This window comes from Enterobacter sp. SENG-6 (assembly GCF_001605945.1).
Taxonomy (GTDB): Bacteria; Pseudomonadota; Gammaproteobacteria; order Enterobacterales; family Enterobacteriaceae; genus Enterobacter; species Enterobacter cloacae.
In genome coordinates, this window is the sequence record NZ_LOMM01000033.1 from 228,768 (window position 1) to 249,386 (window position 20,619).

Annotated in this window: 21 protein-coding genes and 3 tRNA genes; 10 read left to right on the forward strand and 14 right to left on the reverse strand. The window is 53.6% G+C overall.

Annotated elements, in window-relative coordinates; genetic code table 11:
- Window positions 1-2: 2 nt before the first annotated feature.
- From araH to araF, 3 genes are all read right to left on the reverse strand, one after another.
- On the reverse strand, window positions 3-989 hold the full coding sequence (araH, locus tag AX755_RS16835; protein ID WP_013096046.1) for an L-arabinose ABC transporter permease AraH: 987 nt from the start codon (window positions 987-989) through the stop codon (window positions 3-5).
- Window positions 990-1,003: 14 nt separating this feature from the next.
- Window positions 1,004-2,518 (reverse strand): L-arabinose ABC transporter ATP-binding protein AraG, encoded by a 1,515-nt coding sequence (araG, locus tag AX755_RS16840; RefSeq protein ID WP_062857122.1) that lies wholly within the window; start codon window positions 2,516-2,518, stop codon window positions 1,004-1,006.
- A 71-nt stretch (window positions 2,519-2,589) separates the two neighbouring features.
- Complete coding sequence (araF, locus tag AX755_RS16845) at window positions 2,590-3,579, reverse strand: arabinose ABC transporter substrate-binding protein AraF (RefSeq protein ID WP_028027935.1); 990 nt, start codon at window positions 3,577-3,579, stop codon at window positions 2,590-2,592.
- 798 nt (window positions 3,580-4,377) lie between these two features.
- On the opposite strand from araF, the gene AX755_RS16850 reads away from it, so the two are divergent.
- Window positions 4,378-4,881: a non-heme ferritin-like protein gene (locus tag AX755_RS16850; protein ID WP_020687625.1), complete on the forward strand. Its 504-nt coding sequence runs from the start codon at window positions 4,378-4,380 to the stop codon at window positions 4,879-4,881.
- Between the two features lie 154 nt (window positions 4,882-5,035).
- Window positions 5,036-6,379 (forward strand): anaerobic C4-dicarboxylate transporter, encoded by a 1,344-nt coding sequence (locus AX755_RS16855; RefSeq protein WP_038419950.1) that lies wholly within the window; start codon window positions 5,036-5,038, stop codon window positions 6,377-6,379.
- A gap of 47 nt (window positions 6,380-6,426) precedes the next feature.
- Here AX755_RS16855 and AX755_RS16860 read toward each other — a convergent pair whose 3' ends face one another.
- From AX755_RS16860 to AX755_RS16865, 3 genes are all read right to left on the reverse strand, one after another.
- Window positions 6,427-6,678 carry a DUF2766 family protein gene (locus AX755_RS16860; RefSeq protein ID WP_023620128.1) on the reverse strand — a complete coding sequence of 84 codons (252 nt, stop codon included), beginning with the start codon at window positions 6,676-6,678 and terminating at the stop codon, window positions 6,427-6,429.
- A gap of 107 nt (window positions 6,679-6,785) precedes the next feature.
- Complete coding sequence (gene azuC, locus AX755_RS25375) at window positions 6,786-6,869, reverse strand: stress response protein AzuC (RefSeq protein ID WP_014832437.1); 84 nt, start codon at window positions 6,867-6,869, stop codon at window positions 6,786-6,788.
- A 123-nt stretch (window positions 6,870-6,992) separates the two neighbouring features.
- Entirely contained in the window at window positions 6,993-7,631 is a 639-nt protein-coding gene (locus tag AX755_RS16865) for an RpiB/LacA/LacB family sugar-phosphate isomerase (protein WP_013096040.1), read from the reverse strand.
- Window positions 7,632-7,885: 254 nt separating this feature from the next.
- On the opposite strand from AX755_RS16865, the gene yecR reads away from it, so the two are divergent.
- Both yecR and ftnA read left to right on the forward strand, forming a co-directional pair.
- Window positions 7,886-8,224 carry a YecR family lipoprotein gene (yecR, locus tag AX755_RS16870; RefSeq protein WP_013096039.1) on the forward strand — a complete coding sequence of 113 codons (339 nt, stop codon included), beginning with the start codon at window positions 7,886-7,888 and terminating at the stop codon, window positions 8,222-8,224.
- 195 nt (window positions 8,225-8,419) lie between these two features.
- The gene (gene ftnA / locus AX755_RS16875) at window positions 8,420-8,917 is read left to right on the forward strand and encodes a non-heme ferritin (protein ID WP_013096038.1); all 498 of its coding nucleotides are present in this window, start codon (window positions 8,420-8,422) and stop codon (window positions 8,915-8,917) included.
- Window positions 8,918-8,953: 36 nt separating this feature from the next.
- Here the strand turns inward: ftnA and AX755_RS16880 are convergent, their stop codons facing one another.
- On the reverse strand, window positions 8,954-9,295 hold the full coding sequence (locus AX755_RS16880) for a hypothetical protein (RefSeq protein WP_013096037.1): 342 nt from the start codon (window positions 9,293-9,295) through the stop codon (window positions 8,954-8,956).
- Between the two features lie 249 nt (window positions 9,296-9,544).
- On the opposite strand from AX755_RS16880, the gene tyrP reads away from it, so the two are divergent.
- Window positions 9,545-10,756: a tyrosine transporter TyrP gene (gene tyrP / locus AX755_RS16885; protein ID WP_062857123.1), complete on the forward strand. Its 1,212-nt coding sequence runs from the start codon at window positions 9,545-9,547 to the stop codon at window positions 10,754-10,756.
- A 31-nt stretch (window positions 10,757-10,787) separates the two neighbouring features.
- Here the strand turns inward: tyrP and AX755_RS16890 are convergent, their stop codons facing one another.
- Window positions 10,788-11,456, reverse strand: a complete 669-nt coding sequence (locus AX755_RS16890; RefSeq protein ID WP_013096035.1) for a YecA/YgfB family protein — start codon at window positions 11,454-11,456, stop codon at window positions 10,788-10,790.
- 422 nt (window positions 11,457-11,878) lie between these two features.
- Here AX755_RS16890 and AX755_RS16895 point away from each other — a divergent pair, with 422 nt between their 5' ends.
- The 5 genes from AX755_RS16895 (at window position 11,879) to AX755_RS16915 (ending at window position 16,885) form a co-directional block, all read left to right on the forward strand.
- Window positions 11,879-13,000 carry a branched-chain amino acid ABC transporter substrate-binding protein gene (locus tag AX755_RS16895; RefSeq protein ID WP_062857124.1) on the forward strand — a complete coding sequence of 374 codons (1,122 nt, stop codon included), beginning with the start codon at window positions 11,879-11,881 and terminating at the stop codon, window positions 12,998-13,000.
- Window positions 13,001-13,099: 99 nt separating this feature from the next.
- The gene (locus AX755_RS16900) at window positions 13,100-14,014 is read left to right on the forward strand and encodes an ABC transporter permease subunit (RefSeq protein ID WP_020687620.1); all 915 of its coding nucleotides are present in this window, start codon (window positions 13,100-13,102) and stop codon (window positions 14,012-14,014) included.
- Window positions 14,015-14,025: 11 nt separating this feature from the next.
- Window positions 14,026-15,300: a high-affinity branched-chain amino acid ABC transporter permease LivM gene (gene livM / locus AX755_RS16905; protein WP_062857125.1), complete on the forward strand. Its 1,275-nt coding sequence runs from the start codon at window positions 14,026-14,028 to the stop codon at window positions 15,298-15,300.
- Window positions 15,297-16,172 carry an ABC transporter ATP-binding protein gene (locus tag AX755_RS16910; RefSeq protein WP_062857126.1) on the forward strand — a complete coding sequence of 292 codons (876 nt, stop codon included), beginning with the start codon at window positions 15,297-15,299 and terminating at the stop codon, window positions 16,170-16,172. Before livM ends, AX755_RS16910 begins: the two co-directional genes overlap by 4 nt.
- A complete protein-coding gene (locus AX755_RS16915) occupies window positions 16,169-16,885 on the forward strand; it encodes an ABC transporter ATP-binding protein (RefSeq protein WP_013096030.1) in 717 nt (238 codons plus the stop codon). The genes AX755_RS16910 and AX755_RS16915 overlap by 4 nt, the downstream gene beginning before the upstream one ends.
- A gap of 82 nt (window positions 16,886-16,967) precedes the next feature.
- On the opposite strand, the gene AX755_RS16920 is transcribed toward AX755_RS16915, so the two are convergent.
- The 6 genes from AX755_RS16920 to uvrY all read right to left on the reverse strand — a co-directional run bounded on the left by AX755_RS16920 (window position 16,968) and on the right by uvrY (window position 20,505).
- Window positions 16,968-17,054: transfer RNA gene (locus tag AX755_RS16920), tRNA-Leu, on the reverse strand.
- 12 nt (window positions 17,055-17,066) lie between these two features.
- A tRNA-Cys gene (locus tag AX755_RS16925) sits at window positions 17,067-17,140 on the reverse strand.
- 46 nt (window positions 17,141-17,186) lie between these two features.
- Window positions 17,187-17,262: transfer RNA gene (locus AX755_RS16930), tRNA-Gly, on the reverse strand.
- 152 nt (window positions 17,263-17,414) lie between these two features.
- Window positions 17,415-17,963 carry a CDP-diacylglycerol--glycerol-3-phosphate 3-phosphatidyltransferase gene (pgsA, locus tag AX755_RS16935; RefSeq protein WP_013096028.1) on the reverse strand — a complete coding sequence of 183 codons (549 nt, stop codon included), beginning with the start codon at window positions 17,961-17,963 and terminating at the stop codon, window positions 17,415-17,417.
- Window positions 17,964-18,019: 56 nt separating this feature from the next.
- On the reverse strand, window positions 18,020-19,852 hold the full coding sequence (uvrC, locus tag AX755_RS16940; protein WP_013096027.1) for an excinuclease ABC subunit UvrC: 1,833 nt from the start codon (window positions 19,850-19,852) through the stop codon (window positions 18,020-18,022).
- Entirely contained in the window at window positions 19,849-20,505 is a 657-nt protein-coding gene (uvrY, locus tag AX755_RS16945) for a UvrY/SirA/GacA family response regulator transcription factor (RefSeq protein WP_013096026.1), read from the reverse strand. The genes uvrC and uvrY overlap by 4 nt, the downstream gene beginning before the upstream one ends.
- Between the last annotated feature and the right edge of the window lie 114 nt (window positions 20,506-20,619).

A 20,619-nucleotide genomic window follows, 5' to 3' on the forward strand; every position in this document is an offset into this window, starting at 1 on the left:
CGTTACACGGTACGCTTCGCTTTTTGCTTGTAACGGTCGAAAATCACGGCTGCGAGCAGGATCAGGCCACGAACCACATACTGGGAGAACGGCGAAATATTCAGCAGGTTCATGGCGTTCTCTACCGTCCCCAAAATGAGGATACCGGCCACTACATATGAGATTTTTCCGATGCCACCTTTCAGCGAAACCCCGCCCAACACGCAGGCTGAAATGACGATCAGCTCGTACCCAATGGAGGTCATAGGCTGGCCGCTGGTCATGCGCGATGCCAGAATAATCCCCGCTGCCGCCGAGACCAGACCGGAGAGCACAAAGATAATGATCTTAGTGCGCACCACCGGTACACCCGCCAGTCGCGCCGCTTCCTCATTACCGCCGATCGCCAGGGTATTTCGGCCAAACGTGGTGCGGTTAAGCAGGAAGCCGAACAGGATCAGACAGGCCACCGTCAGCCAGATTGGCGCAGGCAAACCCAGCCAGTTCGCATAGCCCAGGGTGAAGAAGCGCTCGTCTTCAATCCCCACCGCTTTACCGTCGGAGATGATATAGGCCAGACCGCGCACAATCTGCATGGTCGCAAGCGTGGTGATCAGGGCGTTAATCTTCAGGCGGGCAATCACAAACCCGTTAACCAGACCGCTGATAACGCCCAGCAGCAGACCCGCCAGCACGCCAATCCACAGGCTTTCGGTCATGTTGATTACCACCGCCGTGGTGACGCCAGCGCAGGCAATGACGGAGGCCACTGACAGGTCGAAATCGCCCGAGGCCAGACAGAACAGCATCCCGCAGGCCACCATACCGGACATGGAAATGGCCAGCCCCAGCCCTTTCATATTAATGAAGGTGGCAAAGTTGGGCACAAAGATCGCGCAGGCGACAAAGAGTGCGGCAAAGACCACCAGCATGCCGTACTGATCCCAGATGCGGCCAAAACTGAAGGCCGATTTCGATTTCGGCGCTCCGGATGTAGTAACAGAGGACATCATTAACTCCTTACTCAGGCGACAGCCTGGCTAACTTTCGGCATGGCGAGACTCAACGCCTGTTGTTCATTCGCCTGTTCATGAAGCAATTCACCGGCGATTTCGCCCTCACGCATCACAACAATGCGGTCGGCCACGCCGAGTACCTCAGGCAGATCGCTGGAGGCGAACAACACCGCCACACCGCGTTTTGCCAGCTCATAGATCACGTTATAAATTTCGTGTTTCGCCCCCACATCGATGCCGCGCGTTGGCTCATCCAGCAAAATGACCTTCATATCCTCCGACAGCCAGCGGCCTAAAATCGCCTTCTGCTGGTTACCGCCGGAGAGATTCATGATCAGCTGTTCCGGGCCCGGGGTTTTGATGTTCAGCGAACGGATATGGTGGTCGGCGTTGCTCTCCTCCCAGCCGTCGTTGATCAGGCAACCGGCGCGAATAAACTTCCGCCGCGCGGAAATATTGATGTTGTCACGTACCGAGTGCACCGGAATAATGCCCTCCGCTTTGCGGTCTTCCGGGCAGAGCATCATTCCGGCCTGGATGGCATGTGCGGGCTTCTGGATATCGACCCGCTGCCCGTCAATGGATACCTGCCCTTCGGTGATGCGCGTACCGCCAAACAGGCCTTTCATTAACTCGCTACGCCCTGCGCCCACCAGACCAAACAGCCCGACAATCTCCCCGCTGCGCACCGAGAGCGAGATCGGCGTTCGCACGCCCGGCGCTTTAACGTTTTCCAGCTTCAGGCGCTCAGGGCCGTATTTGCGCGGCTGCCAGTGATAGATATCTCCCAGCTCGCGGCCAACCATCGCCTGAACGAGCTGGTCATGATTGACCTGCTCCATATCGGTAAAGGTGCGCACGTAGCGGCCATCTTTAAAGACGGTGATGGCATCGCTTAAGGCAAAAATCTCTTCCATACGGTGCGAAACATACAAAATAATGCGGCCTTCTTTACGCAGCTCGCGGATCACCCGGAACAGGTTTTCGATTTCACGCGCGGAAAGCGAGCTTGTCGGTTCGTCGAAGGCAATGATCTTGGCGTTACGCGCCAGCGCCTTGGCAATTTCTACCATCTGCCACTGGCCGATGGAGAGATACTTCAGTGGTGTCTGGGGATCGACATCCAGACCCAGATGTTTCAGCTGCAGCCCCGCTTCGTAATTAAGTAGCGAACGGTTTACCACGCCGCTTTTGTGCGGGAGCTGGCCTAAATAGATGTTTTCCGCCACCGTCATCTCAGGGATCAAATGCAGTTCCTGATAGATGATGGCCACCCCGGCGTTGAGCGCAGCGGTGGTATCAGCAAACGCCACCTCTTCGCCGCGAATGGCCAGCGTGCCGGTGGTTGGCGTGTAGTTGCCGCTGAGGATTTTCAACAGCGTGGATTTTCCGGCGCCATTTTCGCCCATCAGGGCGTGAACCTGACCGGCATAGCAGTCGAAGCTGATATCGGTCAGCGCGTTAACACCGGGAAAGGTTTTCCCGATACCGCGAAAAGAGAGATACGGATCAGACTGTCGCATAACGTCTCCGTGATTCCTGTAGTGTGTACGTCTGGCCCCTCGCGGTTCGCGAGGGGCACAATCACCGCGTATTACTTACCGCCCAGTCCTTTTTTCGCCAGCTCCTCTTTGAAGTTGTCGCGGGTGATCAGCACCACGTCGGTCACTTCAGTAAACTTCGGCGGTTCCACCCCTTTGGTGACCCAGTTGTAGAGCATTTCGCTGGATTTATAGCCGTGTACGTCCGGGCTTGGCAGCAGTGAGCCGTAGAAGCCCGTCGCCTGCGCTTTAGAGAGCTCACTCACCGCGTCAACACCGTTGATGCCGATACCGATCACATCAGGCGCTTTGAAGCCCTGACCTTCCGTTGCGCGTACGCCGCCCAGGACGGTGTTATCGTTCATGCCGACCACCAGCCAGTGCTTCACCTCTGGATGTTGAACCAGCATGGAGTTGGCGGCGTCGAAGGCCCCCGGAATGTCGTTGGATTTTGTCGGCACTTTATAGATCTGTTTTTCCGGGAAGCCGGCCGCTTTCAGCGCATCCATTGACCCGGTGGTACGACGGCGGGCGGTGTCCAGCTCGTCGGCGGTGATAGCCATCACGGCGGTATCTTTCACATCCCAGCCGCGTTTCTGCATCTCTTTATAGAGTTCCTGGCCCTGACGTTCGCCAATTTTGGTGGCCGCCATCATCACCAGCGGCACGCTGTCCATCGGTTTGCCCTTGGCGTTGACGAACTGATCGTCAACCGCAATAACCTTCATGTCGTAACCGCGCGCTTTGGCTGCAATCGCAGAGCCCAGTTTGGGATCCGGCGTACAGATAACGAACCCTTTCGCCCCACTGGCCGCCAGGCTGTCGATAGCGTTCAGCGTTTTTTCACCGTCAGGCACGGCGATTTTAATGACTTCAAAACCTAAATCTTTCCCGGCCTTATCGGCGAATTTCCATTCGGTCTGGAACCAGGGTTCTTCCGGCTGTTTTACCAAAAAACCGAGTTTTAAATTCTCAGCGATAGCGGATTGTGACATAACGGCAGCCAGACCGATGGCCGCCAGCGCTTTAGTAAATTTGTGCATGGTAAACTCCAGCATTAGCGTTCTTTTCTGTAGGGAATATTTGCGTACTTCTTATTTAATCGGACTTAAAACAAGGCATTAGCGCTTACCTCGTCATAAGCGTTAGTGCTGGTGATAGTTTTAGCGGGAAATTAATCATCCATAAGAGAGCGCCATCACACCGCAGAATTACAGTAATTGCGTACATAAATTCAGCGAAAAATGACATAAAAACGGCAGTATTTGTCGGACAAATGAAACCGAGATAAGCAGAATTATCCATAAGATCAGCTAAGAAATCCCTGATACCCAAACCCCCGCGCTCCGGGCGCGATCGCGGTACGGCGTTACCATCATCGGGAACTGTGTAGGACTGGCGTTGCCGCAAAATATATTTTATGGCGTTATTCTGCGAAAATTGATTTAGCGCAATTTAGTCGGCGCATCATATATTTGAAATAGTTAATCCTGAATTAACTATTTCTCAGAGCATTATTCCGACTCACTATTCCCAGTGGGTAAATAGCGATATTAAAATAGGTAAAACCAGTAATTTCAAAGCATTAGATAAATCTTATTTTATAACAACATGTTGTTATTTTTGTACTATATTAAATTTTGTAATGTATGGTAAAACGCACCAATTAAGAGTTTTCTTAAACACCGAGCAGGGGTATGCTAATTTATATCGAACACAGGAAGTGATTATTCGGTCGACTTTTGTCACTGCAGAAATGCTTTTCTGCCACTTACTCGTCTTAACCTGCCCGTTCAGGTTTTGTTACGGACATCACACTAACAGTCTATAAGGATATTGGTATGACTACCCAAACGATGATGCAAAAACTCAATGCGCAGATGAACCTGGAGTTCTATGCGTCGAATCTGCACCTCCATTTGAGCGAGTGGTGTTCTGAGAACCGTCTCAACGGTACCGCCACTTTTTTTCGTACCCAGGCACAAAGTAACGTCACCCATATGATGCGCGTCTTTAACTTTTTGAAAGGCGCAGGGGCAAATCCTATCGTCAAAGCCCCGGATGCAATTAATGGGCACTACTCCTCGCTGGAGGAGTTATTCAGGAAAACACTTGAAGAGTATGAGCAACGCTGCGCCACGCTAAATAAACTGGCGGATGAAGCCAGAGCACAGCATGACAGCGCAACACTGCAGTTCCTGCGCGATATGGACAAAGAGCAGCAGCAGGACGGCATTTTGCTTAAAGCACTGGCGGATGAGCTCCGCAACGCGCAACAGTCCGGGTTATGCCCGGAACAGACCGACCGTCACCTGCTCGATCTGGTGACAGTGCAGCACCACTAAGCTTTTCGCCTGCTCCCGTTCGGGAGTGGGCCTCTTTTTCACAGCCAACCTCCTGCTTTTTAAAAGATTTAACAAATCAGATCTCGCTCTCAATGATTATCCCTACAACATGTAATGATTTATTTAATTACATAATTAATGACGAGGGAGCATCATGATCACCATTGAGTTTATTGTCATCCTCCTGTGCCTGCTGACAGGCACGCGTTTTGGCGGGATGGGACTGGGGCTGATAAGCGGTATCGGTCTGTTTATTTTGACGTTTATCTTTGGTCTGCAGCCCGGTAAACCGCCGGTTGATGTGATGCTGACTATCCTCGCTGTGATCGGGTGTGCGGCCACCCTGCAGACGGCAGGCGGGCTGAATGTGATGATGCAATTTGCCGAGCGCCTGCTGCGCAAGCATCCTCAGCACATCACCCTCCTCGCCCCCTTTACCACCTGGATGCTGACCTTTCTCTGCGGTACCGGCCATGTGGTGTACACCATGTTCCCGATTATTGCCGATATCGCCCTGAAAAAAGGGATCCGCCCGGAACGTCCGATGGCCGTGGCGTCGGTGGCATCGCAAATGGCGATCACCGCCTCCCCGGTCTCCGTTGCCGTGGTGTCGCTGATTTCCATTCTGGCCGCCCAGCACGGCATTGGACACGCGTGGGGGATCCTTGAAATTCTCGCCGTGTCGGTTCCCGCCTCGCTGTTCGGTGTGACCATTGCCGCCCTGTGGAGTTTACGCCGCGGGAAAGATTTAGCCGATGACATGGAATTCCAGGAAAAGCTGAAAGATCCAAAACAGCGCGAGTTTATCTACGGCGGAACCGAGACGTTGATGAACCAACGTTTTCCGAAACAGGCCTACTGGTCAACGTGGATTTTCTTCGCCGGGATCGCGGTGGTGGTGCTGCTCGGGGCATTGCCTGACCTGCGTCCGGCGTTTGAGGTGAAAGGCAAAATGACGGCGCTGTCGATGAACCTTGTCATTCAGATGATGATGCTCATTGCGGGTGCGGTGATGCTGGTCACCTGCAAGGTCAATGCAGCGACCATTTCTAACGGCGCGGTCTTTAAAGCCGGAATGGTGGCGATTTTCTCGGTGTTCGGCGTCGCGTGGATGAGTGATACCTTTTTCCAGGCGCATCTCGACGAGCTAAAACTGGCGTTGGAAGGGGTCGTGAAAAGCCATCCGTGGACCTACGCCATCGTGCTTTTCCTGGTCTCTAAACTGGTGAACAGCCAGGCGGCAGCGTTGACGGCCGTGGCGCCGATGGGGTTAATGCTGGGTATCGATCCGAAAATGCTGATCGCTTTCTTCCCGGCGTCGTATGGCTATTTTGTTCTGCCTACCTACCCAAGCGATTTGGCCTGCATCGGGTTTGACCGTTCAGGGACAACCCGTATCGGCAAATTTATTATCAACCACAGCTTTATCCTGCCGGGGATAATTGGCGTGAGCTGTGCTTGCGCGGCGAGTTATCTGCTGGTACAGACCTTCTTTTAAACGCTTTCGGGCGACAGGCACTGTCGCCCTTCTCACGTTGCGCGCTATCAGTGAGATTCACTCTGCGGCGTGAATCTCAGCTCAATCAGCGCGATGGCTTTCTGGATCGCCCGAAGCGTAACCGGGTCAGCCGCAGCGGGATGGCTGGAAAAATCGATGTTTTTCAGCTGGGTAGACATTTTCTCGCGCACTTCCACCGGCGCGATAACATCTAAGACATCAAGGATCTGTTTGATGACCAGCTGGCATGCGACAACATCAGATACCAGTTCCTGATCGGCGCTCAGGTTTTGAGACATGGGGTTTCTCCTTATTCAAAGGCCGCCATAGTAACAAAACACGCCCCCTTTCATCTCCCTTCTGGTGGTTGCAGGCATAAAAAAACCTGCCGAAGCAGGTTTTTTTATCAGAACATCGCGCCAGGCGGCACGTCTTTGAAGGTGTTGCAGTAGTTAGCCCACATGCTTTTGAGGATTTTGCGCAGTTTCATTGTGATGCTCCATTAACTTGTTATACAACTTTATCGTCAATGTGCCTATAATATGACCACTATCACAAAAATCAATATTTTTGTGACTCACATCACAATTTTTTCTGTATTCAACTACGCGTGTTAGCCGACAATCTCGCGCACGAAAGCCTCGATCTCTTTGTCCTGACAGTTTTCAAAGAAGCACTGCTGGAAGCGCTGGCCGGAAACGGCGGTTTTTACCAGCTCAGGATCGATTGCCCGCAGCGTGTCCAGATAGTTCTCTTTGACCACAGCCGCTTTCACCTGATTCAGGATCCCCGCATTACGTACCTGAGGCTCTTTGCGCTCTGGCGGATAACCTTCTCCCTTGCGGCCGGTGAACGCTTTTTCGAAGATAAAGCGAACGTTCAACTCTGCGCCCCAGCCGAAGCCTTTGGCAAACGGCAGGGCAAGCGCGTTACCGTTGTTAATCTGGGCGAAGAGAAACGCATCTGCAGGGTCGATACAGTAACCGCAGATCACGCCCGGGTGGATGTTCAGCGACATCAACGCCCCCTGGCCCGTTCCACACCCAGTCACCACAAAATCAACGGCCTTCGCATTGAGCAAAATGCTCGCCATGATCCCCAGATGGATATAGGTCAGATGATGGTCGTTCTCATCGCTCATGCCAACGTTATACACCGGGAACCCTTTTTCATCGGCGACCGTTTTTAACTCTTTCAGAATCACTGGATTTTTTGCGGCCTGGCTGTTTTCCATCATCAGTGCGATTTTCATTGTCTCTCTCCTGAATGCGTTGCGGGCGAGCCCATCATGGATACCTTTTCATCTTCACCCTACTATCACACAAACGCACTTTCAAATTAAATGAAAGATTGTTTTAAAAAACCAAAGAGGACTCACATTTTTGTTGATGACAGGTCTGAGCCCGGCCCGTTGCAAAGAGAAAGGGCAGATTGTCCGGCTATTCAGGGCATTGCGGCGGACAGCGAGCGGTACGATAACGTATTTCCCTCCACTCAGAGCGAACCATGAAAAGAGTCTTCGTTGTCGGCACGGTCCTGCTGCTCGCGGGATGTAGCATCAACCGCCAGGCACAGGTGAGCAGTCTGGATGCGCCAAATGGCATAGTCCGCCTTGACTATGGTCAGGCCGCCCTACAAAACGCCTGGTCTGATGAATATGTGAACAATGGCACTGCAACCAAAGCGTGCCAGGGCATGGGATATGCCACCGCCTCTTCCTATGGGCAGCCCATTAAAACCTGCACCCTGATTAGCGGCTCACTGTGTCTGAACGAGAGCGTGACCATTCAGTACAAATGCATGGGTTATGCTGTTAAACCGGCCACCAGTAATCCGTGGTATTAATCTGCGCTGCCAGTTTTGGCTGGCAGCCCGTTAAAATAAATAATTCTCATTTATAAATATAAATATCGCCAATGCGTTTTATTCCCATTCGTATTTTTAAATAAACAAATATTTATTTTACGTTTTGCATATAATTCAATAACAAATTATAGTGTCGCTCATTGTGAACCAGAAATAATAAACCGGAGCGTCACCATGCTGAAAACTGAAATGATCGACAAGCTCAATGCGCAAATGAATCTTGAGCTTTTTTCCTCCCTGCTCTACCAGCAGATGAGTGCCTGGTGCAGCTATCACAGCTTTGAAGGTGCCGCCGCGTTCCTGCGTCGTCACGCTCAGGAAGAGATGACCCACATGCAGCGTCTCTTTGATTATCTGACAGATACCGGCAGCCTGCCGCGCATTGATAACGTGGCATCACCGTTTGCGGAGTATGGCTCACTTGATGAACTCTTCCGCGCTACCTACGAGCACGAGCAGCTGATCACCCAGAAAATTAACGAACTGGTGCATGCGGCAATGACCAGCCAGGATTATCCAACCTTTAATTTCCTGCAGTGGTATGTGGCCGAACAACACGAAGAAGAGAAACTGTTTAAATCGGTTCTGGATAAATTATCGCTGGCCGGTAAAACCGGTGAAGGTCTTTACTTTATTGATAAAGAACTCTCTACGCTTGATACCCAGAATTAATATCGATACGGCGCTGACTTTCAGCGCCGTATTTTTTTACATGCAACCTGCGCAACTGGTACAGCGCCAGTCATGCGGATTTACGGCCTGGAAAAAGTACCGGTAGTTTGCCGCCTCAAGCGGGATCCCGGCGTCGAAGAATAAATCCGTCAGCCAGTCCACGTTTTCGATTATCCACTCATCCTCTTTTAACCCCTGTGCAAAGGTCTCATCCTCAGGATCGATAATCGAATAAATCGCCCATGTGCCCATATCCTTTTCACGTCGGGATTCCGGCAACGTCAGCGCCGTATTCTGCCAGCTGATGATCCAGTGGCCGTGACATAGCAAATTGCCTCCCCGGCTCCAGGCCGCTGTGAATGGATTTTCCCCCGCCATCAGACCCTCATTTTATTTTATGTTTTGCAATTTTTGTTTAAATTACGCCTGATTTTCACGCGATCCTATTGTCCTTATGAAGTAGCCTTACACCTCCGAAGGATCAGAGAGTTACCTGAAGAGCCTCGCCCGGCTAAAATCGTAAAGTTAAAGTTACACTTCTTGTAACGGTCATTTGACGAAATACGGCTTTTCCCTTACTCTGCGCCGCAGATTTTGTCGCGATCGTGAAGCGTTGTAGAGGAAAGCGTGAAAAACAGAACCCTGGGAAGTATTTTTATCGTCGCCGGAACGACGATTGGCGCAGGAATGCTGGCGATGCCGCTGGCCGCCGCGGGCGTCGGATTTGGCATGACATTACTGCTGCTGGGTACGCTCTGGGCATTAATGTGTTACACCGCGCTGTTGCTGCTTGAGGTTTATCAGCACGTCCCCGCCGATACCGGGCTGGGTTCGCTTGCGGCACGCTATCTGGGCCGTTACGGACAGTGGGTGACCGGCTTTAGCATGATGTTTCTGATGTACGCCCTGACCGCTGCGTATATCAGTGGTGCCGGGGAATTGATCGCTTCCAGCGTCAACGACGGATTCGGTGCTGACATTACGCCAGCGACGGGGGCCATCTTCTTTACGCTCATCGGCGGCGGCGTAGTCTGTGTAGGTACCTCGCTGGTCGATCTGTTTAACCGTTTTTTATTCAGCGCCAAAATCCTTTTTCTGATTGTAATGCTGGTTCTGCTGGCACCGCATGTTCATAAGGTCAACCTGCTGACGCTGCCGCTGGAAAAAGGCCTGGCGCTTTCCGCGATCCCGGTCATTTTTACCTCATTTGGCTTCCACGGCAGTGTGCCAAGCATTGTCAGCTACATGAACGGTGATATTCGCAAGCTTCGCCGCGTGTTTGTTATCGGTAGCGCCATCCCGCTGATGGCCTACATTTTCTGGCAACTGGTGACGCTGGGCAGTATCGACTCCTCCACCTTTATTGGCTTGATGGCGGAACACGCCGGTCTGAACGGTTTCTTGCTGGCGCTGCGTGAAGTGGTAACTTCTCCACACGTTGAGCTGGCGGTGCATCTGTTTGCCGATCTGGCGCTGGCCACCTCCTTCCTGGGCGTGGCGCTCGGTCTGTTCGATTATCTGGCAGATCTGTTCCAGCGTCGCAATTCCGTCACCGGCCGCTTACAGACAGGGGCGATCACCTTCCTGCCTCCGCTGGCCTTTGCCCTCTTCTACCCGCGCGGGTTTGTCATGGCGCTGGGGTATGCGGGGGTGGCTCTATCCATCCTTGCCCTGCTGCTCCCTTCTCTGCTGGCGTGGAAGAGCCGCCAACAGCATGCCCGGCAAGGATACAGGGTGGCAGGTGGAAAGCCGCTGCTGTGCATTGTGTTTGCCTGCGGGGTCGTCATTATTCTGGTGCAATTTTTAATTGCGGCGGGAATGCTGCCGGAAGTGGGGTAAAAAAAAGGGGCTATCGACAGCCCCTTTTTTATCAGTGTAAGCAACAGCTCTTAAACTTCTTCCCGCTGCCGCACGGACACGGATCGTTACGCCCGACCTTTGTGCCGTTAACAATCGGTTTCTTCGCTTCCGGTTGCTGTGGGTTAGCAGACCAGTAGTCGTATAAGCGCAGCGCCGCTGGCTGGATACGCTCAATGCTGGCGATGTACTCCTCTTCGCTCAGCGCGTCCAGCTTCTCGCTGTTCTCTTCTGAGCCGTGAAGCGCGATGACATCCAGATCCGCTTTCAGCTCTTCTGGCAGTGCAGACCAGTCGGTCAGCGACACGCCGCGCATATAGCCATAACACCACTCTTCCACAACGGTGTAGCTCTGGCCGTCCACGTCGTTATAACCAAACATCGGCTCAAACTGATCCGGGTATTCGCTCAGGCGCTCAGCAATGTCGTTCATATGCTTAAAGCAGAGATCGATAAAACGGTTCATTTCTCGATCGTTTTTCCAGCGCGGGATATATTTCTCGCCGCCCCATACCGCCACCAGCCAGGTGTCTGGCTCGACAACCACGGGGCCGGAAAGCACTGCCGTAAGCATGCCGTCCAGTTCGGACACGTCAATCACGGACGCATCGTCATGACCGTAAGACATTAACGTCTCTTCCAGCCACGCCATTTCGCTTTCATTTAATGGGCCTTCAGTCATTGCTGACACTCCTGATCAAAAAGGAAAGGATCCTAGCACATATCGTACGCCTTTCCCGGCGGAAGTTACGGGAATTATTGCTGCAAAAACGTGCAAATCGTGACCCTTGCACAACTTATGGGCTTTATTGTTAACGAGATGTGATCTCCGCTGTAATTTCAGTGCGTCCCGCAAGGCTGCGTACAGCGGCGCTCTATACTCAACATGTCGCAACGCCGTCAACAGGTTAACCATTCTGGCAACGATTTTGCTTAATCTTCAGCACGCGACACTGCGCATGGAAACCTCGCCGTATTAAGCAGGATGCTGACCGTATCTTGTTCGTAAAATCATTTTTCTCGCTCGTGTTTTTGATTGGCTGCGCCGTCGGGCGTTCGGGTTTACACCGTGGTGCAAAAACCTCATTGCTAAGGAACACAATAATGTCGCTGAAATTAATCAGAACTCCTCTTTCTCTTGTGTTGGCCGGTTGTCTGGTGACGGCATTTTCCGCCCGGGCAGATATTGTCATTGGCGTGGCCGGGCCATTTACAGGCCCCAATGCCACCTACGGCGATCAGTACTGGCATGGCGCAACACAGGCAGCAGAGGACATTAACGCCGCAGGCGGGATCAACGGTGAAAAAATTAAGCTGGTTCAGGGAGATGATGCCTGCGAGCCCAAGCAGGCCGTTGCCGTCGCCAACCGTTTAGTCGACCAGGATAAGGTCAACGCGGTGGTCGGTCATTTCTGCTCCTCGTCCACCATGCCCGCCTCTGAGGTGTACAGCGACGCGGGGATCATCGCCATCACGCCTGGCTCCACCAACCCGCAGATTACCGAGCGCGGCATGAGCGATATGTTCCGCATGTGCGGCCGCGATGACCAGCAGGGTCAGGTCGCCAGCGATTTCATTATCGACAAGCTGAAAGCCAAACGGGTGGTGATCATTCACGACAAAGACACCTACGGTCAGGGGCTGGCGGACGCCACCAAAGCCGCACTGGCAAAACGCGGCGTGCAGGACGTGATGTACGAAGGGTTATCCCGTGGTGAAAAAGACTTTAACGCCCTGGTCACCAAAATTGGGGCGCAAAAACCGGACGTCGTCTTCTTCGGGGGCTGTCACCCTGAAGCCGGCCCGCTGGTTCGCCAGATGCGTGAACAGGGCGCGCAGGCAAAATTCTTCTCCGGCGACTGTATTGTCAACGAAGAGATGGTGACCGCGGCGGGAGGACCGCAATATACCAACGGCATTTATATGACCTTCGGTAAAGATCCGCGCCTGATCCCGGACGGTAAAGCGGTAATTGAGAAATTCCGCGCCGGTAAATTCGAACCGGAAGGATACACCCTCTACTCCTATGCCTCCGTGCAGGCTATCGCCGCGGCATTCAAGGCGACGGGCGGCAAGGACTCAGCCAAAGCCAGCGAATGGCTGAAGGCTAATTCCGTCGATACGGTGATGGGCAAAAAAGCCTGGGACAGCAAAGGCGATCTGAAAGTCTCTGACTACGTGGTGTATCAGTGGGACGACAAAGGAAAGTATAAGGAAGTGCCGTAACGGGACGGAGTCACGCTCAACGTCGGCAGGGCCGCCTGCCGACGCAAACAACACATCAGGCTGCGCGGTTTATGCGGCCGTTATAAAGAGCGCGCTAAGATGAGTACATTCTTCCTGCAACAGTTAATTAATGGCTTAACGCTGGGCTCCGTCTACGGACTCATCGCCATCGGTTATACGATGGTGTACGGCATCATCGGCATGATTAACTTCGCCCACGGCGAAGTGTATATGATCTCTGCCTATCTCTGCGCGATTGGCCTGGCGCTGCTCTCCTTCTTCGGCCTGCAGTCGTTCCCTCTACTGATCCTCGGCACGCTGGTATTCACCATCGTGGTCACCGGAGTGTATGGCTGGACCATCGAGCGCATTGCCTATAAACCGCTACGCAACTCCACCCGTCTGGCACCGCTGATCTCCGCCATCGGCATGTCGCTTATCCTGCAAAATTACGCGCAACTGAGCCAGGGGCCGCGTCAGCAAGGGGTTCCCACCATGCTGGATGGCGTGATTCGTCTGCATCTGGGAGAGGGGTTCGTGCAGATTACCTATACCAAAGTATTCATTCTGGTCGCCTCCTTCGCCGGGATGTTATTGCTCACCTGGATTATCAGCCATACCCGGCTGGGACGCATGTGTCGTGCGGTACAACAGGATCGAAAAATGGCCTCCATTCTGGGGATAAATACCGACAGGATTATTTCTCTGGTATTTGTCATCGGCGCGGCAATGGCCGGTCTGGCCGGGGTGCTCATTACCATGAATTATGGCACCTTTGATTTCTACGTCGGGTTTGTGATTGGTATCAAAGCCTTTACCGCCGCGGTGCTCGGGGGGATCGGCTCTTTGCCCGGCGCGATGCTCGGCGGGTTGATTCTGGGGGTGGCCGAAGCTCAGTTTTCCGGCATGGTGAACTCGGACTACAAAGATGTGTTCTCGTTTGGGCTGCTGGTCATGATCCTGATTTTCCGCCCTCAGGGGCTGCTCGGCCGCCCTGTCGTGGCCAAAGTGTGAAGGAGAAAACGATGACATCACACGGTTTCTCCCTCAAGCGCTGCCTGCTGGACGCGATGTTTTCCGGGCTGATCGCATTGATTATTTTTGGCCCGATTGCGGGCGTGGTGCTGGACGGATATAGCTTTAACTTTGCCGGACAGCGCCTGGCCTGGATGGTCGGCACAGTGATGGTTGGGCGTTTTCTGCTGAGCGTTTTTTTAAGTACCGCTGCCGGGGCCCGTTTTCAGGCGCGGTTCGAAGCCGACAGCGCGGGAGTATATGTTCGCCCGCCGGAATACAAAAGCCGTCTGCGCTGGGTTATTCCTCTGGCGATCGCCCTTGCGATCTGCTTCCCGTTTGTCGCCACCAAATACCTGCTGACGGTTGCTATCCTCGGGCTGATTTACGTCCTGCTCGGCCTCGGCCTGAATATCGTCGTGGGTCTGGCCGGACTGCTGGATCTGGGGTATGTCGCCTTCTACGCCATCGGTGCTTACGGGCTGGCGTTGGGGTATCAATATCTGGGACTCGGATTCTGGAGCATGCTGCCGCTGGCGGCAATTATGGCTGCGGCTGCCGGTGCCCTGCTCGGCTTCCCGGTGCTGCGCATGCACGGCGACTACCTGGCGATTGTGACGCTCGGGTTCGGGGAAATTATCCGTCTGGTGCTGAACAACTGGCTAACCTTCACCGGCGGGCCTAATGGCGTGTCAGCGCCGCCGCCTACGTTTTTCGGACTGGAGTTTGGTCGACGCGCCAAAGAAGGTGGCGTGCCATTTCATGAGTTTTTCCATCTGACGTACAACCCGAATATGAAGTTTATCTTTATTTACGCGGTGCTGTTTCTGGTGGTGCTGCTGGTGCTTTATATCAAGCATCGTCTGACACGAATGCCGATTGGCCGGGCATGGGAAGCCCTGCGGGAAGATGAAATCGCCTGCCGCTCCATGGGCCTCAACCATGTGCTGGTTAAGCTTTCGGACTTTACGCTGGGCGCGTCAACGGCCGGGATTGCGGGCGTGTTCTTTGCCACCTATCAGGGTTTTGTGAATCCAACCTCATTCACCTTTTTTGAATCTGCGCTGATCCTCGCCATCGTGGTACTGGGCGGCATGGGCTCCACGCTCGGAGTCGTACTGGCAGCCTTTGTGCTCACCGTGACACCCGAGCTGTTGCGCAGCTTTGCTGAGTATCGCGTCCTGCTGTTTGGCATGCTGATGGTGGTGATGATGATCTGGCGTCCGCGCGGGTTGATCCGCATTAACCGTAGCGGGTTTGCCGTGCGTAAGGGCGTGGCGCCATGAACGGAACGATATTAAGCGTAGAGCACCTGATGATGCATTTTGGCGGGATCAAGGCGCTTAATGACGTCAATCTCGACGTGCAGCGCGGTTCAATTACCGCCCTTATCGGCCCAAACGGCGCTGGCAAAACCACCGTCTTTAACTGCCTGACCGGCTTCTATAAAGCGTCCGGCGGGAACATTCTGTTTAATGCACGCAACAGAACGACCAACGTCATTCAGGTACTCGGGCAAAAATTCCAGCCGGACGACTGGATTCACCCTGCACAGTTGGGGCAGCGCCTTTTCTATAAGATGTTTGGCGGGACGCATCTGGTTAACCGCGCCGGGCTGGCACGCACCTTCCAGAACATTCGTCTGTTCCGCGAGATGTCGGTCGTGGAAAACCTGCTGGTCGCACAGCATATGCGCGTTAACCGTCATTTGCTCGCCGGGATCCTCAATACCCCCGCTTACCGACGGGCAGAGAGCGACGCCCTGGACAGGGCCTTCTACTGGCTTGAGGTGGTGGATCTTGTGGAGTGTGCCAATCGCCTGGCGGGCGAGATGTCCTACGGCCAGCAGCGGCGTCTGGAAATCGCACGCGCCATGTGCACCGGACCAGAGATGATCTGTCTGGATGAACCCGCCGCCGGGCTCAACCCGGTTGAAACGCACAAGCTGAGCAACATCATCCGTTTTCTGCGCGACCACCACGGCATTACGGTACTGTTGATTGAACACGATATGGGAATGGTGATGGAGATTTCGGACGACATCATTGTGCTCGACCATGGAGACGTCATCGCGAGGGGAAAACCCGAGCAGATCCAGCATGATGAAAAAGTGATCGCCGCGTATCTGGGCACCGATGAAAGCGAGGTCAATCTATGAGCGAACCGATGCTGGCCTTTCGCGAGGTGGACGTGTTTTACGGCGTGATCCAGGCGCTGAAACAGGTAACCCTTGAAGTAAACAAAGGGGAAACCGTGGCGCTGATAGGCGCTAACGGCGCGGGTAAATCGACATTACTGATGTCTATCTTCGGCCAGCCGCGTATTCGCAGCGGGCAGATCGTGTTTTGCGGAGAGGACATTAGCCATAAATCGACCCACTATGTCGCCTCCGAAGGCATTGCCCAGGCGCCGGAAGGACGACGCATTTTTCCCGATATGACCGTGGAGGAGAACCTGCTGATGGGGACCATCCCCATTGGCAGCCAGTTTGCAACGGAAGATATGCACACCATGTTTGACCTCTTCCCTCGCCTCAAAGAGCGGCGTAAACAGCGCGCGATGACCATGTCCGGCGGGGAACAGCAGATGCTGGCCATCGCCCGGGCGCTGATGAGCCGCCCTAAACTCCTGTTACTGGATGAACCCAGCCTCGGCCTGGCGCCGATTGTGGTGAAACAGATCTTTCAGACGCTGCGCGAACTGGCCCGCAACGGGATGACCATTTTTCTGGTGGAGCAGAACGCGCACCACGCGCTGAAGCTTTCTGACCGCGGCTACGTGATGGTTAACGGGCAGATCCGCCTGAGCGGCAGCGGTGAGGAGTTACTGGGGAATCAGGAGGTGAGGAAGGCGTATTTGGGCGGGGTGTGATGTCGGATTTGCAGACACAAAAAAACCACCTTTCGGTGGTTTCACGACACTGCTTATTGCTTTGATTATTCTTTGTTTCCCATGGTACCCGGAGTGGGACTTGAACCCACACAGCGCGAACGCCGAGGGATTTTAAATCCCTTGTGTCTACCGATTCCACCATCCGGGCTCGGGAAGAAAGTGGAGGCGCGTTCCGGAGTCGAACCGGACTAGACGGATTTGCAATCCGCTACATAACCGCTTTGCTAACGCGCCGTAAAACTTTTTAAACTGACACCCGCTATTGCGCATGTCTTTAATCTGGAGCGGGAAACGAGACTCGAACTCGCGACCCCGACCTTGGCAAGGTCGTGCTCTACCAACTGAGCTATTCCCGCATGTCATCAAGTTAACTGCTAACCACTTGATTTCATTATCGTCCGGCTAACTGTGCCGCCGTTCGATGCGTTGCATTCTACTGATATGACGTGATGAGTCAACGTTATTTTTTGCATCCCCGGATCGTTTGCTGAAAATTACGGCGAAACGATCACTGTTCAAGCAAATCTCCGCGCGCCGCGTTCAAATATTGCAGCATTGACCACAGGGTCAGCACCGCGGCAACCCACAGCAGGCCGATTCCCGCCCACTCTACCCAGGCGTTCGGACGCCACAGCATCCAGACCAGCGCCGCCATTTGCGCGGTGGTTTTCACTTTACCGATCCAGGATACCGCCACGCTGCTGCGTTTACCCAGTTCAGCCATCCATTCACGCAGTGCAGAGATGATGATCTCGCGTCCAATCATGGTGGCGGCTGGCAGTGTCACCCACCAGGTATGGTAATGTTCAGCCACCAGCACCATGGCAATAGCCACCATCACTTTATCGGCCACCGGATCGAGGAAAGCACCAAAACGGGTGCTTTGGTTCCAGCGGCGCGCCAGATAACCATCAAACCAGTCGGTGACCGCGGCAACCAGGAAAATCAGCGCACAGGCAAAAGGGGCCCAGACAAACGGCAGATAAAACGCGAGTACAAAGAACGGGATAAGCACGACGCGAAAGAGAGTGAGCAACGTAGGGATGTTATATTGCATAATGACGGTAACTATTTGTTGTCAGTAAAATTTAGCTCTATGTTGCTACAGAGCCCTCAATGTTTCAACGAGTAGTAGATCTTTTCTGCCAGCCCTTGCGAAATACCCGGCACTTTTGCAATTTCCTCCATGCTGGCGTTGAGTAATCCTTGCAATCCGCCCATATACTTCAGCAGCATCTGGCGACGTTTTGGCCCAACGCCTTCAATGGTCTCCAGCGTGCTGGTGTTTTTCACCTTCGCCCGTTTTTTACGGTGACCGCTGATGGCATGATCGTGCGACTCATCGCGAATATGCTGAATAACATGCAGCGCCGGGGAATCCGGCGGCAGGCTAAAGCCCTCACCTTCCGGCTCGAAGAACAGCGTCTCCAGCCCGGCTTTACGATCGGCCCCTTTTGCCACCCCCAACAGCAGGGGATGGTTTTTATCCCAGCTGACATCCAGGGATTCAAAGACCGCCTTCGCCTGGCCGAGTTGCCCTTTCCCGCCGTCAATCAGGATCACATCCGGGATCTTGCTTTCTTCAATGGCTTTACCATAGCGACGACGCAGCACCTGATTCATTGCCGCATAGTCATCCCCCGGGGTGATGCCGGTGATGTTATAGCGACGATACTCAGCACGCAGCGGACCGTTCGCATCGAACACCACGCAGGAGGCAACGGTCTGCTCCCCCATGGTATGGCTGATGTCGAAACACTCCATGCGTTTCACTTCCGGCAATTTCAGAAGCGTCGCCAGAGCCGTTAAACGCTGGCTCACCGTCGACTGCTGGGAAAGTTTGGTGCTGAGCGCTGTCGCGGCATTGGTACGCGCCAGCTTCAGATAACGTGCACGGTCGCCGCGCGGTTTGGTCTGGACATTCACCCGGCGTCCCGCCAGCTCGGATAAGGAATCGGCCAGCAGGGTTTTATCGGCAAGGTTAAAATCAAGCAGGATCTCCGATGGCAGCGTGCGCATCTGGCTCCCCTGCAGATAAAACTGGCCGACAAAAGTTTCAACCACTTCACCCAGCTCCGTACCGCCTGGCACTTTCGGGAAATAGCTGCGGCTGCCGAGCACTTTGCCCTGACGAATAAACAGCACATGCACACAGGCCAGACCGGCATCAAAGGCAACGCCGATCACGTCGAGATCGTCACCGGTGTTCGAAACAAACTGTTTCTCCGTCACCCGGCGCACCGCCTGAATCTGGTCACGTATGCGCGCGGCCTCTTCAAACTCCAGCGCGGCGCTGGCTTTCTCCATACGGGCAATCAGTTGGGTCAGGACCTGATCGTCTTTACCGGCTAAAAACAGGCGCACGTACTCAACCTGCTGCGCGTACTCTTCTTCACTAACCAGCCCGGCGACGCAGGGCCCCAGGCAGCGGCCAATCTGGTACTGCAGGCACGGGCGCGAGCGGTTACGGTAGACACTGTTTTCGCACTGACGAACAGGAAAGATTTTTTGCAGCAGCGCCAGCGTCTCACGTACGGCATAGCCGTTAGGAAACGGCCCAAAGTATTCACCCTTCGCATGTTTCGCACCACGGTGCATCGCGAGCCGGGGATGGGTATCGCCGCTCAGAAAAATAAACGGGTAGGATTTATCATCCCGCAGCAGAACGTTATAGCGCGGCTGATAGAGCTTAATATAGTTGTGCTCAAGCAGGAGTGCTTCTGTCTCCGTATGGGTGACGGTGACATCAATATTCTGGATGAGCGCGACCAGCGCTTCAGTCTTACGGGAGGCAAGGTTGCTGCGAAAATAGCTGGAGAGGCGTTTCTTGAGATCTTTCGCCTTCCCCACGTAGATAACCGTACCGCCAGCGTCATACATGCGATAAACGCCAGGCTGGCTGGTCACGGTTTTCAGAAATGCTTTTGAATCAAATACATCACTCACTGACTTAATAACGTCTCCGCATTACACAGACCATGACGGATGGCAAGATGAGTCAGTTCAACATCACCGTGGATGTTCAGTTTACTGAACATCCGATAACGATAGCTGTTCACCGTTTTCGGGCTGAGATTCAGTTGCTCCGAGATCTCATTTACCTTCTGGCCTTTGGTGATCATCAGCATAATCTGCAATTCACGCTCAGACAAACTGGCAAACGGAGATTCGGTTTTCTCCGGCTCAATCTGGCTCAGCGCCATTTGTTGCGCAATGTCGGAAGCAATGTAACGCTGGCCGGCAAAGACGGAACGAATCGCGTTCACCACTTCCTGCGGCGCGGCGCCTTTACTGAGGTAACCTGCCGCCCCTGCCTGCATCACCTTCGCAGGAAGCGGGTTTTCGGTATGTACGGTCAGCATGATTACTTTTGTGTCAACAAAGGTACGCGCGATTTTGCGTGTTGCTTCAAGCCCACCGATACCGGGCATGTTCATATCCATCAGCACCACATCGGCTGAATTGGTGCGGCACCATTTAACGGCATCTTCGCCACAGCACGCCTCACCGGCAACTTTAATACCTTTTATATCTTCAAGAATGCGTCGTATCCCTGCGCGCACCAGTTCGTGGTCATCAACAAGAAGGACGTTGATCAAAGGGAATGTCTCCAGAATAGGGATAACGCTACTGAGTGATAATTGGCTTTATATTAACGTTTTTCCTCACAAGATTAAAACGTTAAAAAACCGGCTATTCGATTTCGCTCGCGT